Below are 12,963 nucleotides of genomic sequence, written 5' to 3' on the forward strand. Positions count from 1 at the left end.
TCTAGAAAATATCGCTGCTAACGCAAAGTACCTCTTTGTTTTAGGGAAAATGACTTACTTGGTGAGAATTTAGTTTGGAGTGTAGTCGTGGGCGTGAGGGCGTCTGGAAAAAAAGATGCCTTATTTTGTATTAAAAATGTTCATCAAGGGCGGGTGTCGTCTAGCTGTTTAATTCGTTGAGTTAACTGAGCGTGCAAGGTTTTTCAGCTTTTATTGTACAGTTTTATATGTGTCACTTATTTCTATTGCTGCTGATATTGCGAGTGTTTGTAGGAATGAGGATGACGAAAAATTTATGTCTGGTAGCTCATTTTATCCTTAGATGGTGAGTTGTTTTTCAGAAATAAATATTCTGGGGATTTTTATATCGAAGGCATGATTTCACTCTTAATGAGTTTCAAGGTAAATATTTGGTTCTATTTGGGTTTGATTGGATTGCTGCCTCGGTATTTAGGCGTTGGGTGGGGCGGTTAGGGTTGTACTAAAGCTATGAAAATTGCCAAAAGGCTTAATTCGGATGATGGTCCAAGCGTATGCCGAAGTTGAACCAGGAAAGCCTGGAATTCTTTATCTCCGGGTAAATCATCGTTGTGTGAAATGAACGCTGTAGACGAGTGTCGCAATAAAGCAACATAAAGTGTGACATTTGGGACGATTGTCGTTGCTTCAGCTGTTAGGATGGCCTATCGCACGGTTCTATAGGAAAAGTGATGTCATGAGTTACTTATTAGAGTTACTACCACTTTGGTTGTGGGCTGGTTTGGCGGTTGTTTCGTTATTTTTCCTTAGAAAACCTGTTCATCGAACGATTTACTCACTTGCAAGGTTATGTCACCGCTCTTTATTGTTTGCTGCTAACTCGGTGGGGCTAGCCGGACAGAGCCTGCGTGAGCGCAATCGGGAAGTGCTACTTGCCACAGGCCGCGAGATGACAGAGTGGCAAATTGAGCGGGAGTTTGAGCGAATAGAAGACTCCCTGAGGCGCGAGCTGACGCAATATCCTTCGCTACATCGCCAACTCTGTGAGCAGTTGGCGGTTATTGATGATGACTATGTGCGCAGCGCAGAGGTGCCTCCCGAGCCGTCAAATTGGGCTAGGGCGATTCGCTCTGTCGCGGAAATTCCCACTCCAGATGATACGGTTGTGGCGGATGTGTTAGAGACTATCAATCACTCAATGCGTAAGGCTGAAAGTAAAGCCCTGGAAGCTTACCGGGAGTCTATAAGGGAACGCCATCAGTTACTGAAGCGGATGATGCCCGGTTGGCGCGCAATGCTAAAAAACCTGGGGCGAATTAATAGGAGCGTGGAGTCTGTAATTCACCGTAGCAAAGTGTTGGATGAGCATATGTCACGCTACGAGGATATTTTGCAGGAGAGCGACCGCAGCTTACACCTTCTATCCGTTTCTTCTTTTAGTCGCTTTTTAATTTCCTCACTAGTGATGTTCGTGGCAGTAGCAGGGATTTGGCTGAATCATCAATTAATCGCACGACCAATGACAGAGATTATTGGAAGTGGTGGCTTTCTGGGGAGTTACTCGACAGCCGATATTGCTGCCTCAATTTTGATTTTCCTGCAAATCCTTGTTGGCCTTGTAATTATGGAATCTCTGCGGATTTCGCGTTTGTTTCCCTCTATTGCTTCACTGGCAGACCCTATACGCAAACGCATACTATGGTCCGCTTTATTCCTACTGCTGTGTTTTTCCAGTGTTGAGGCGGGGTTGTCACTCTCAAGGGACCTATTATTGCAAGGCGATCAGTTACTTACTGGTATACCTGGGGTGAGCGAACCTAGGTTTGAGGGGGCAAGAAGCTACTGGGCGCTCGGGCTGGTACAAATGCTGCTGGGTTTTATTCTTCCTCTGGTTCTTGCTTTTATAGCAATACCACTGGAGCAGTTCATAAACTCTGCACGTACCGTATTTGGGTGTTTATGGGTGTTATTCCTGGATTTATTAGCCACGGGCTTACGCCTTTTAGCGACTCTCTCAATGCATTGTGGCATTTTGCTCAACCGTACCTATGATCTCATTATATTCCTGCCACTTTGGCTGCAGCGAGCCTACTGGCAAGCTCGCAATACATCAAGACCGGATACTGTGGTGGCACAAAATGAAGTGCAGATAAATGGATATAATCATAAGGAAACGGTTGGAGAAAGTGTACCTGCCGGGCAAACCGCTGGTGCCTAAATGTTTGAGGGGTGATGCTTGGATAAATAGGCTTAAGGTCTTTCCGTTTTATTAAGTTTAGGTGACTGAAATAGATGTGGATGCTTTTTATTTTCTGTGTGTTGTTACTCGTGCTTTTCTTTTATGCACGCTCCGGTGTCGCTCCTGAATCTGCACTAAAACTTTCCTCGTGCAAAGGACCTATGGTCATAGCCCATGGCAATGACTGCGGTAATGGATTTTTTCCAGGGAATACGCAGGAATATCTGCAGAATATGGTGGCATTGGGAGTAGATGCCATTGAAATAGACCTCTGGCTCAGTGCCGATGGGCATTTGGTGTTGCGTCACGACCCGGATCTGGAAGATTCAACGGATGGCAGTGGTTTTATTGAAGATAGAACCCTGGCTGATTTACGCAATTTAAATGCCGCTTACCACTGGAGTAGGGATGATGAGACCTATCCCTACCGCCAAAAGCCCTTAAGAATCCTCACCCTAGAGGAAGCCTTTGAGTTAGTAGGTTCGATACCGCTAATTTTGGATATAAAAAGTGAGCAACTACGAGCTGCCCATGTTTTGAGTGATGTGCTGGAATCTAGTGGTAAGAAGAGTCAGGTTATTGTCTCCTCTTTTAACCACAGGGTTATTCAAGAATTTCGGCGCTTGAGCCCGGATACGGCGACAGGTTCTACTAGCTGGGAGGCGGGTCTTTTATTTTTTGCCCAGCTGCTGCGGGCAGAGAGCTTGCTGGCGCCCCGCTACCAGACAATGCAATTATCCATGTTCTTCTGGGGGTTAGATGTCGTCACCAGGGGTACCCTGCGGGCAGCCCATAAACTCAATTTGCATGTCTCTGTGTGGACCGTAAACGGACGGGCGGATCTACAACGCTATATCGACCTGGGTGTGGATGGTATTGTTACCGACCGCCCGGATTTATTAATAGCCATGTTGCCCGGCCGGGAGACGAAAACAGAGACTAAGCTGCTCGAGCAGACCTCCTGAATTGAGCACTGTCACAATAACAATATGACTATAAAAACAGAGAAACCTTTATGAAAAAGATCGCAGCTATTGCGGCGCTGGCGGCGTCATTAATAGGCACGCCGATATTGGCGGAGGACCGTTTTGCCAAGGTTGAAATCAGCAGTGAACCGGTGGCAGGTAATGTATATATGCTCCAGGGGGCTGGCGGCAACATCGCAGTGCTGGTTGGAGAGGACGGTACCTTTATGGTGGATGACCAGTATGCGCCACTCACTACTAAGATACAGAAAGCGGTGGAAGGTCTGGCAAATCTGCCGTTGCGCTTTGTGATCAATACCCACTGGCATGGTGATCACACCGGCGGCAATGAAAACCTGGGTAAAAGCGGTGCCCTGATCGTCGCCCATGAAAATGTGCGCAAGCGTATGAATACAGAGCAATTTATTGAAGCTTTCAAGCGCAAGGTTGAGCCCTCACCGCCGACAGCACTGCCGGTAATTACCTTTACCGATGCCACTACTTTTTATTGGAATGATGATGAGGTGAAGGTGCAGCATGTCGGCCCGGCTCATACCGATGGTGATTCCATTGTGCATTTTGCCAAAGCTGACGTGATTCATATGGGCGATATCTATTTCAACGGTACCTATCCATTTATCGATCTGTCGTCTGGCGGCTCGGTGGATGGCGTGATTGAAGCTATGGATACTGCATTGGCGCTATCTGGACCAAATACCAAAATTATTCCCGGGCATGGTCCTCTGAGTAATCCTGCCGAGTTAAAAGTGCAACGGGATATGCTGGAGACCCTACGGGATCGCATCCAGAAACTGGTCGATAGTGGTAAAAGCCGCGACCAAGTGCTTGCCGCCAAGCCGACCAAGGATTTTGATGAGCAGTATGGCAAGGGCTTTATGACCCCGGATATTTGGACTGGAATTGTTTACGACTCCCTGGCTGCAAAATCCAAGAAGTCCTGACCATACTTCGAGGCCGACTATTTAAAGTCGGAAAAAACTGTTGAGATAAAAAAAGGCCCGGAGTGAAATACCCGGGCCTTCTGCTTTGGCGTTTGCTTGAGTCTTTTAATGAAGATACCAAAAATTATTAGGACGCCTGGGGCTCAGCACCATTTAAATCTGATGAATCTTCTACTGCTGTTTCTGTGCTTTCTTCACGCACCCGGAACCAGGCTGCATACAGTGCTGGTAGAAAGATCAGGGTCAAGCCGGTAGCCACGATCAGCCCGCCCATAATGGCAACTGCCATGGGGCCGAAGAAGTCACTGCGTGACAACGGAATCATCGCCAGTACCGCAGTGAGGGCGGTTAACACGATGGGGCGGAAACGCCTTATAGTGGACTCAACGATCGCTTCCCAGGCACTCAGGCCCTGGCTGATGTCCTGCTGTATCTGGTCCACCAGAATCACTGAGTTACGCATAATCATGCCGGCCAGGGCGATGGTACCGAGCATGGCGACAAAGCCGAATGGCTTGCCGAACAGCAATAGGAACAAGGTGACCCCGATCAATCCCAAGGGGGCGGTGAGGAACACCATGGCGGATAGGGACATGCTGCGCAGTTGCAGCATCAGCAGAGTGAACACCACCAATACAAATAGCGGCATGCCGGCGTTAACCGATTTCTGCCCCCGTTCGGATTCCTCCACAGTGCCGCCCACTTCCAGCAAGTAGCCGGGTGGCAACTGATCGCGAATACTCTGCAGGCGCGGCCAGACTTCTTTCACTATCGTTGCGGGCAGCTCCTCACCGTAGATATCGGCACGCACGGTCACCGTGGGCAGGCGATCGCGGTGCCAGATAATGCCTTCCTCAAAGCCGTATTCCAGGGTGGCGATCTGGTTTAGGGGGACACTGCGACCGCTACTGGTTTGTACTGCCAGGCTGCCCAGTTGGCTGAGGGCGTAGCGCTCCTGTTCATCACCGCGCACGCGCACATCAATCAGCTCATTGTCCTCGCGGTACTGACTTACGGTGATTCCGGTGAGAGAGCTTTGCAGGGCACGGGAGAGCGAGGCGCTGTTCACGCCCATGGCACGGGCTCGGTCCTGATCGATATTCAGGTTGACCGTTTTGCTGGGTTCCTCCCAGTCCAGGTGCACGTTGGTCACTTTCGAATTATCACGAATGCGCTCGGCCACCTGGCGGGCCAGGCTGCGAACCTCACCAATATGCTCACCAGAGATGCGAAACTGCACCGGATAGCCAACCGGGGGTCCGTTTTCCAGGCGGGAGATGCGGCTGCGCAGGGTGGGGAACTCCTCCTGCATGGTTTCGATCAACCAGCTGCGCACCTGTTCACGCTCCTCAACACTGCGGGTCATCAACACAAACTGGGCAAAGCTAGCTGCCGGTAATTGCTGGTCCAATGGCAGGTAGAAACGGGGCGAGCCGGTGCCCACATAGACCACGTAGTTTTCTACCTGCTCATTTTTATCCAGCAGTGCCTCCAGGCGTCTGGCTTGAAACTCGGTGGATTTCAATGATGCGCCCTCGGCCAGCTTGAGATCTACCAGCAGTTCCAAACGCCCGGAAGAGGGGAAGAATTGCTGCGGCACCAGGCGGAACAAGGCGAGGGAGCCAATAAAGATCGCCAGGGTTGCCACTATGACGGTTTTGCGGTGGCGCAGGCACCAGGTGATCAGGCGGCGTAAGCGCTGGTAGAAGGGTTTCTGGTAGGGGTCTCGAACCTCACCACTGTGATCGTGGCGCGCCAGATTGGGCAACAGGTAATGCCCAAGGTAGGGTACGAATATTACCGCGGCAATCCAGGAAACGATCAGTGACAGCGTGACCACCTGGAAGATCGAGCGGGTGTACTCCCCGGTGCCGGACTCGGCTGTGGCAATTGGCAGGAAACCGGCGGCGGTAATTAGGGTACCGGTGAGCATGGGGAAGGCGGTACTGGTCCAGGCGAAGCCGGCTGCTTTTAGCCGGCTGAGCCCCTGTTCCATTTTAATGGCCATCATCTCTACGGCGATAATGGCGTCGTCCACCATCAGGCCAAGGGCGAGTACCAATGCGCCCAGGGAAATCTTGTGCAGGCCGATATTGAAGTAACTCATCAGTGCGAAGGTCATGGCCAGCACCAATGGTATCGATAGCGCTACGATCAAGCCGGGGCGGGTGCCGAGGGAGAAAAAGCTCACCAGCAGGACAATGCCCAGCGCCTCCGCCAACACCTGCAGGAATTCACCCACACCGCGCTTCACCGCCGCGGGTTGGTCGGATACCTTGCGTAACTGCATGCCGATAGGCAGGTCTTCCTGCAGCTCGGCAAATGTGGCGTCCAGCTTTTTGCCCAGCTTGAGGATATCGCCACCTTCTTTCATGGAAACAGCCAGGCCGATGGCATCCTCTCCCATAAAGCGCATACGGGGTTGCGCGGGATCGCTGAAGCCGCGGTGTACTTCGGCAATATCCCCCAGCCTCTGGGTGCGCCCGCCGGCGGTGATGGGAAAACGGCGAATTTCATCGACCGAGTGAAACTGGCCGCTAACGCGAATACGTACACGGTCGCTGACCGTATCAATAAAGCCTGCATCGGCAACTTGGTTTTGCGATTGCAACGCGCTTTGCACTGCACTGAGGGGAATGCCGAGGGAGGCGAGTTTGGTGTTGGAAATCTCCACCCAAATTTTTTCATCCTGCAGGCCCAGCAATTCCACCTTGCCCACATTCTTAACCCGCTGTAACGCCAGCTGTAGACGCTCGGCATAGTCTTTCATTAAGGCGTAATCGAAGCCGCTGCCAGTCAGGGCATAGATATTGCCGAAAGTCGTGCCGAATTCGTCATTAAAAAATGGGCCCTGGATATCGGGTGGTAGAGTGTGGCGAATGTCGCTGACCTTTTTACGCACCTGGTACCACAGATCGGGGATATCCCGCGAATGCATATCGTCGCGGGCGACAAACAGCACTTGGGACTGGCCGGGGCGGGAGAAAGAGGAGATGCGTTGGTAGTCACCGGTCTCCAGTAATTTTTTCTCTACTCGCTCGGTAATTTGGCGGGAGACTTCCTCGGCGCTGGCGCCGGGCCAAAGAGTGTTGATCACCATTACCTTAAAAGTGAAGGGCGGATCTTCACTCTGCCCAAGTTGCGTGTAAGAGGCAGCGCCCAGCAGCCCCAGTACGATCATGGCGTAGAGTACCAGCGGGCGGTTTTTCAGCGCCCATTCGGAAAGGTTAAAACCCATGGCAATTTCTCTGTGTTGAAGTGCGGGCTGATTGAGCTGGCCGCGCTTCGGCAATTTCATTGGAGCGTTTTTTAGCGCTCGGTCCAGTTCTTATTTTTGGGGTAGCCGTTAGTTAGTCCTGCTGGGCGAGGGCGCGGTCTGGATCGATCGGGCGGTTCATTCGATCCACAGGGCGAACCTGTTGCCCCTCCAATAAAAGGTGGGTACCGGCGGCAACGACCCAATCATCTGCGCGCAGGCCAGAGAAAATTGGTACAAACTCCTGGCCATAGGGGCCCACAGTGACCTCGGTTTTATGCAGGGTTTGATGCTCGCGATTGAGAACCCAGACAAAGGCTTTGCCGTTATCGGCGCTCACTGCCGACATGGGCACTTGTAAAACATCGGTGGTTGTCGCTTTAGGTACAAAGACTCTGGCACTCTGGCCTATTTCAATGCCGGTGGTTTTATTGGTAAAAGCCACGCGCGCTTCGAAGGTGCGGGATACCGGGTCCGCAGCGGGGGAGAGCTCGCGCACCTGTGCGGGAAAGGATTTGCCCGGCTGTGACCAGAGTTCAACGGTCAGGGGCTGGCCGACGCGGAAATGGCCAATCGCCTGCTCTGGCAAATCGATACGTACTTCGCGTTCACCGTCAGCGGCGAGCTCGAAAATTCCCTGGCCGGCGGCAACAACCTGGCCGGCCTCCGCCATGCGGCGGGCGATAACCCCACTCTCCGGGGCTTTCAGTTCTGCGTAAGCGGCCTGATTGCGGGCCACATCTAATTGTGCTTTTGCCTGTTGCAGGCGCGCATCGCTGGCTTCGAAGCGGGTTTCCACCGCATCGAACTGTGAGTGGCTGACTAATTGGCGCTCTAATAGTTTGCGGTGGCGTTCCAACTCGCTGCGCGCCAGGCGCTGGTCGGCCTCGGCAGAGGTGAGGCGTGCGCGTGCGGAATCCAGTTGCAGGAGTAGGTCTTCGGTGTCCAGCTCGGCCAGTGGTTGACCCTGGTCAACGCGGTCGCCCACATTGACCAGGCGCCGCTGCAGCTTGCCACTGATACGAAAGGCCAGGGCGGGTTCGAAGCGTGCACGTACCTCGCCGGGATAAAAATCCAGTTGGGCGCTGGCCAACTGAGGTTGGACCATCACCGCTGGGCGGGGTTTTTCTGATTGTTCGGTGGACTCCGATGGCGCACAGGCAGACAGCAGTAGGCTGAACGAGAGTGCGGCGAAGAGTAGCGGTCGGTACATAGGGGCTCCCTTCCTCGGCGGCGAGGCGACAAGGTAAGTCCGGAAGTGGACAAGTCATGGCCGGGCGGCCGGTAATGTTATACTGGCGAGTATAGTAAATTTATTAAACTGGTGAGTCCAGTATATGGAGTGCTATGTCTGAACAATCTCAGACGGCCGCCCAGCGCGGGCGTCCCAAGGACTTGGCCAAACGCCAGGCCATTCTCGATGCAGCCAAGGAGCTGTTTCTGACCAATGGTTTTGCCGCCACCAGTGTGGATGCGGTGGCCTCTGCTGCGGGTGTCTCGAAATTGACGGTGTACAGTCATTTCTCCGATAAGGAGACGCTGTTCAGTGCCGCGATCACTTCCCGCTGCGAGATGATGATGCCCCTGCCCATTTTCGACCTGAAAGAGGGCGATTCGGTGGCAGAGGTACTGGAGCGCATTGGTCAGGCTTTTCTAAGCATGGTGGATAGCAAGGATAGTATTCGCCTGTTACGGCTTTTGTGTGCCCTGGCTTCGCAGGAATCGCAGGAGTCAAAACTGGCCCAGTTGTTTTTTGATGCGGGCCCCCAGCGAATCCTTCGGGACATTGAACAGTTACTACGCCGCGCTACCGAGATGGGCAAGCTGCAGGTAACCAATCCGGCAGAGGCCGCCGAGGATTTTATGGGCATCTTGCTGGGTTGCCGGCATATGCGGGTATTGATCGGTTGCTGTGAGGTACAGGCTGAGGAGGAGCGGCGTGAAAGGGTGCGTAGGGCTGTGGCGCTATTTATGCGAAGCTACCGCTGATTGATTATGCAGGTTACCGCTGACAGGCTAATGTCTTGGGCTTTCCGGCATTAAAGGGCAGCGTTGGATATCTCCATTTATTTCCAGCCATTCCGGTTTGTTTTGGTAGTAGACGTAGCGCTCTGGTTGGATAAACATTGGCTCGTCGAAGGCGCCCCCGGCAATACCGCGATATTCCGGTAGAAATTCCAGCGTCCAGGTGAGGGCGCTGCCGCAGTGCTCACAGAACTGGCACTCAATCCAGCGGCCTGCGTCGGATAAAAGCCGGTGGGTTTTTAGTTCTGCATTGATGAACTGGACATTGTTTTTGTCGAAGTACACCGATACGCCTATTAAGCTACCGGTGCGCTTCCGGCACCAGCTGCAGGAACAGAGGCTCACCCGGCGTGGTTGGCCGGTGGCGCGAAATCTTACGGCACCACAGACACAGCCACCTTCGTGAATTGCCTCCATCCCCCTATCCTCAATGATCAGGTTTTGATGCGGTAACCGGTGCGAAAAATCCACCAGACCGTTGTCAGGCAGAGAAAGAGGAATAGCAGTGTCATCCCCACACTGAGACCCATGTTGACATCGGCTACGCCATAGAAAGCCCAACGGAAACCGCTGATTAGGTAAACCACCGGATTAAATAGGGTCACTTTTTGCCAGAATTCCGGCAGCATACTGATCGAATAGAAGGCTCCGCCAAGAAAAGTCAGTGGGGTGATAATCATCAATGGAATAATTTGCAGTTTTTGGAAGTCGTCGGCCCAGATGCCGATAATAAAGCCGAACAAACTAAAACTTACGGCGGTCAGCACCAGAAATGAGATCATCCAGAAAGGATGGAGAATTTCATAGTCGACAAAAAAGCGCGCGGTGGCGAGGATTAATAGCCCGAGCAAGATCGACTTGGTGGCTGCAGCCCCCACATAGCCAGCGACAATTTCAAAGGGCGATACCGGTGCCGATAAGACTTCATATATGGTGCCGGAGAATTTTGGAAAAAAGATACCGAAAGCGGCATTGGAAATACTTTCCCCCAAGAGTGCCAACATTATCAGCCCGGGGATAATAAAGGCTCCATAGCTCACACCTTCAATATCCCCCATGCGCGAGCCAATGGCGGCGCCAAATACAATAAAGTACAAAGATGTGGAGAGCACCGGCGAGGCGACACTTTGTATCAGCGTGCGCCAGGTGCGCGACATTTCAAACTTGTAGATAGCCGCTATACCGTACCAGTTCATGGCTGAGCCTCCCCACTTAATTGCTCTTCACCCTCGTGACGTGCGGAGTGCACCAGGTTGACAAAAATTTCTTCCAGGGAGCTTTCCCGGGTGTATAAATCGCGAAATTCAATATTTGCCGAACTGAGGCGGCGCAGGAATTCCGGAATGCCAGTGTTTTCACTCTTAATATCAAAGCGGTAAATCAGCTCGCTGCCATCGCCATTGAGACGCAGTGGCAAATCGGAGAGACTGTCGGGAATGCTTTCCAGGGGCGAGGGTAGTTGCAGGCTAAGCTCTTTTTCCCCCATTTTCTGCATCAGAGTTTTTTTATCCTCAACTAATACCAACTCACCGCGATTAATAACCCCGACCCGATCGGCCATTTCTTCCGCTTCCTCAATATAGTGAGTGGTGAGGATGACGGTTACCCCGGATTCGCGCAGGCCTCGTACCATTTCCCACATATCCTGGCGCAGTTCCACATCGACACCGGCAGTGGGTTCATCCAGGAAGAGCACACTGGGTTCATGGGATAGAGCCTTGGCAATCATCAGGCGCCGCTTCATACCGCCAGACAGAGTGACAATCTTGTTATTCCTTTTTTCCCACAAGGAAAGCTGCCGCAGGATTTTCTCTAAGTAAGATGGGTTGGGTGGTTTGCCAAATAAGCCGCGGCTGAATTTGATTGCGCCCAACACGCTCTCAAAGGAATCAGTGGCAATTTCCTGGGGGACCAGGCCAATTTCGCGTCGGGCACGGCGATAATCTCGCTGGATATCGTAACCGTTAACAGTAACGCTGCCCTGACCGGGGTTCACGATACCACAGATAATACTGATCAGTGTGGTTTTGCCGGCACCGTTAGGGCCAAGCAGTGCGAAGATTTCACCCCGTTGAATATTCAAGTCGATACTTTTTAAGGCGTTAAACCCGCCACTATAAGTCTTGTCGAGACCTTTAACGGAAATAATCGGTTCCACTTCTTCTCCTTGTAAAATCCTAAAACGAGCCGGTCTAAATACTTTTGGGCGTGTTTATATCCTACTGCAAAATGATTTCACTGGATGGTTTTGCTTTCAACCAATGTAGGAAAAGCGCCATGGTGGCCAAAAACAGCAGCACAGCGCTCGCTGCGGAAAAGCTACTGGCGAGGCCAAAGCGTTCTATCCAGGGTTGGCTGATGAGTGGCGAGAGAAATTGTCCGATAAAGACACTGGCGGCGAGAGCACCGGATATTCGCCCACGAATATTGGGGGTGGCGGATTCCAGTCCGGTGGCGAAGATATGGGGGATCAGGGTACCCATTCCACAACCATAAATCGCAGTGGCAATCATAATCGCGTTAAATGAATCCGCCTCGGCGATTAGCCCCATACCGCAGGCCATAACAGCAAAACCCAACATAAAAACGCCACTTTTCCCCAGGTGGTTGCGCGCCAGAGGATAGAACACCAGTGAGGCCAGGGCGCCCATTAAATTACTGGCGGCGATGGCAATACCCGCGAGGCTGGGAGTGTCGACTTCAATTTCCCTGAGAAGGAAGGGGAGCTGGGTGGGGATCAGAAAAAAGACCAGGCTGTTTAGCAGGGCTGCGCCGAGCAATAATGCAAAGGCCATCCAGTCGGGTTTTTCATCACTAAAGTGGTCAGACGATCGCTCAATATTATTGCGTTCAGGCTCTGGCAAGTAGCGTATTACTGCTGGAATCAGGAATAGTGCCGCCGCGTAAATCGCAAAAGGTGCGCGCCAATGTATATCTGCCAACAACCCACCGGCCACAAGGAAGATAACCCCACCGAGACTGATAAAGGCCCCCTGCTGACTCATATAGGTACGCCTTTGATCGGGGTTGAAATAGTCACCTACCAGGGCGGTGACTGAAGTCATGGTGCCCGCTACCGCAATACCCAGCAGGGTACGGCTGGCCAATAGTCCTGCCAGGCTGTCCTGCAACAATGCCGAGATGCCGGCCAGGGCATAAACAGTGACCGCCAGCAACAGCAGCCGCCTGCGTCCATAGCGATCGGATACAAACCCGGCGAGAGGGGCGAATAGAGCAATCATTAAGGCCGGTAGGCTCAAAATCAATCGGCTGAGCAGGGCAATATCTTCATATTGGGCAAAGTGTGCCTCCAGTGCTGGTAGTGATGGCGCCACTGTGGCGCCAGACATTATTGTGAGCGCCGCCAGGCACAAAAGTGTCAACCGCATCTGTAGCGGGATAGCGGGTTTTGCCACGCTGAGAGGTGGTGCTATGTGGGCAGGGATCATCGGCGAATTCCTTTTTTGCCTTTGCACACCTTTGTTAAGGAAGGGATTACCGATAGACACAGCCCCTCTTGCACGGCCAAGCTGATAC

At 52.4% G+C, this 12,963-nt stretch carries 10 protein-coding genes; 4 read left to right on the forward strand and 6 right to left on the reverse strand.

What is annotated here, in order from left to right:
- Positions 1-715 precede the first annotated feature (715 nt).
- The 3 genes from ACXAFI_RS02610 to ACXAFI_RS02620 all read left to right on the forward strand — a co-directional run bounded on the left by ACXAFI_RS02610 (position 716) and on the right by ACXAFI_RS02620 (position 4,145).
- Positions 716-2,197: a hypothetical protein gene (locus ACXAFI_RS02610; RefSeq protein ID WP_475107567.1), complete on the forward strand. Its 1,482-nt coding sequence runs from the start codon at positions 716-718 to the stop codon at positions 2,195-2,197.
- A 74-nt stretch (positions 2,198-2,271) separates the two neighbouring features.
- Positions 2,272-3,183: a glycerophosphodiester phosphodiesterase family protein gene (locus ACXAFI_RS02615; protein ID WP_475107568.1), complete on the forward strand. Its 912-nt coding sequence runs from the start codon at positions 2,272-2,274 to the stop codon at positions 3,181-3,183.
- Positions 3,184-3,233: 50 nt separating this feature from the next.
- Complete coding sequence (locus tag ACXAFI_RS02620; RefSeq protein WP_475107569.1) at positions 3,234-4,145, forward strand: MBL fold metallo-hydrolase; 912 nt, start codon at positions 3,234-3,236, stop codon at positions 4,143-4,145.
- A gap of 127 nt (positions 4,146-4,272) precedes the next feature.
- On the opposite strand, the gene ACXAFI_RS02625 is transcribed toward ACXAFI_RS02620, so the two are convergent.
- Both ACXAFI_RS02625 and ACXAFI_RS02630 read right to left on the reverse strand, forming a co-directional pair.
- The gene (locus ACXAFI_RS02625; protein ID WP_475107570.1) at positions 4,273-7,443 is read right to left on the reverse strand and encodes an efflux RND transporter permease subunit; all 3,171 of its coding nucleotides are present in this window, start codon (positions 7,441-7,443) and stop codon (positions 4,273-4,275) included.
- Positions 7,444-7,495: 52 nt separating this feature from the next.
- On the reverse strand, positions 7,496-8,614 hold the full coding sequence (locus ACXAFI_RS02630; protein WP_475107571.1) for an efflux RND transporter periplasmic adaptor subunit: 1,119 nt from the start codon (positions 8,612-8,614) through the stop codon (positions 7,496-7,498).
- Between the two features lie 134 nt (positions 8,615-8,748).
- On the opposite strand from ACXAFI_RS02630, the gene ACXAFI_RS02635 reads away from it, so the two are divergent.
- Positions 8,749-9,390 carry a TetR/AcrR family transcriptional regulator gene (locus ACXAFI_RS02635; protein ID WP_475107572.1) on the forward strand — a complete coding sequence of 214 codons (642 nt, stop codon included), beginning with the start codon at positions 8,749-8,751 and terminating at the stop codon, positions 9,388-9,390.
- 27 nt (positions 9,391-9,417) lie between these two features.
- Here the strand turns inward: ACXAFI_RS02635 and ACXAFI_RS02640 are convergent, their stop codons facing one another.
- The 4 genes from ACXAFI_RS02640 to ACXAFI_RS02655 all read right to left on the reverse strand — a co-directional run bounded on the left by ACXAFI_RS02640 (position 9,418) and on the right by ACXAFI_RS02655 (position 12,875).
- Complete coding sequence (locus tag ACXAFI_RS02640) at positions 9,418-9,843, reverse strand: GFA family protein (RefSeq protein WP_475107573.1); 426 nt, start codon at positions 9,841-9,843, stop codon at positions 9,418-9,420.
- Between the two features lie 17 nt (positions 9,844-9,860).
- Positions 9,861-10,622: an ABC transporter permease gene (locus ACXAFI_RS02645; protein WP_444919956.1), complete on the reverse strand. Its 762-nt coding sequence runs from the start codon at positions 10,620-10,622 to the stop codon at positions 9,861-9,863.
- Positions 10,619-11,584, reverse strand: coding sequence for an ABC transporter ATP-binding protein (locus ACXAFI_RS02650; RefSeq protein WP_475107574.1), 966 nt, complete (start codon positions 11,582-11,584; stop codon positions 10,619-10,621). The genes ACXAFI_RS02645 and ACXAFI_RS02650 overlap by 4 nt, the downstream gene beginning before the upstream one ends.
- A gap of 61 nt (positions 11,585-11,645) precedes the next feature.
- Positions 11,646-12,875: an MFS transporter gene (locus tag ACXAFI_RS02655; RefSeq protein WP_475107575.1), complete on the reverse strand. Its 1,230-nt coding sequence runs from the start codon at positions 12,873-12,875 to the stop codon at positions 11,646-11,648.
- Between the last annotated feature and the right edge of the window lie 88 nt (positions 12,876-12,963).

The sequence above is a fragment of the Microbulbifer sp. ABH2_005 genome (genome assembly GCF_056160005.1).

Coding starts and splice junctions, on each gene's coding strand:
- ACXAFI_RS02625 (WP_475107570.1), bottom strand. CDS start 7,443: ATGAAATTGCCGAAGCGCGGCCAGCTCAATCAGCCCGCACTTCAACAC.
- ACXAFI_RS02635 (WP_475107572.1), top strand. CDS start 8,749: ATGTCTGAACAATCTCAGACGGCCGCCCAGCGCGGGCGTCCCAAGGAC.
- ACXAFI_RS02630 (WP_475107571.1), bottom strand. CDS start 8,614: ATGTACCGACCGCTACTCTTCGCCGCACTCTCGTTCAGCCTACTGCTG.
- ACXAFI_RS02620 (WP_475107569.1), top strand. CDS start 3,234: ATGAAAAAGATCGCAGCTATTGCGGCGCTGGCGGCGTCATTAATAGGC.
- ACXAFI_RS02615 (WP_475107568.1), top strand. CDS start 2,272: ATGTGGATGCTTTTTATTTTCTGTGTGTTGTTACTCGTGCTTTTCTTT.
- ACXAFI_RS02640 (WP_475107573.1), bottom strand. CDS start 9,843: ATGGAGGCAATTCACGAAGGTGGCTGTGTCTGTGGTGCCGTAAGATTT.
- ACXAFI_RS02655 (WP_475107575.1), bottom strand. CDS start 12,875: ATGATCCCTGCCCACATAGCACCACCTCTCAGCGTGGCAAAACCCGCT.
- ACXAFI_RS02645 (WP_444919956.1), bottom strand. CDS start 10,622: ATGAACTGGTACGGTATAGCGGCTATCTACAAGTTTGAAATGTCGCGC.
- ACXAFI_RS02610 (WP_475107567.1), top strand. CDS start 716: ATGAGTTACTTATTAGAGTTACTACCACTTTGGTTGTGGGCTGGTTTG.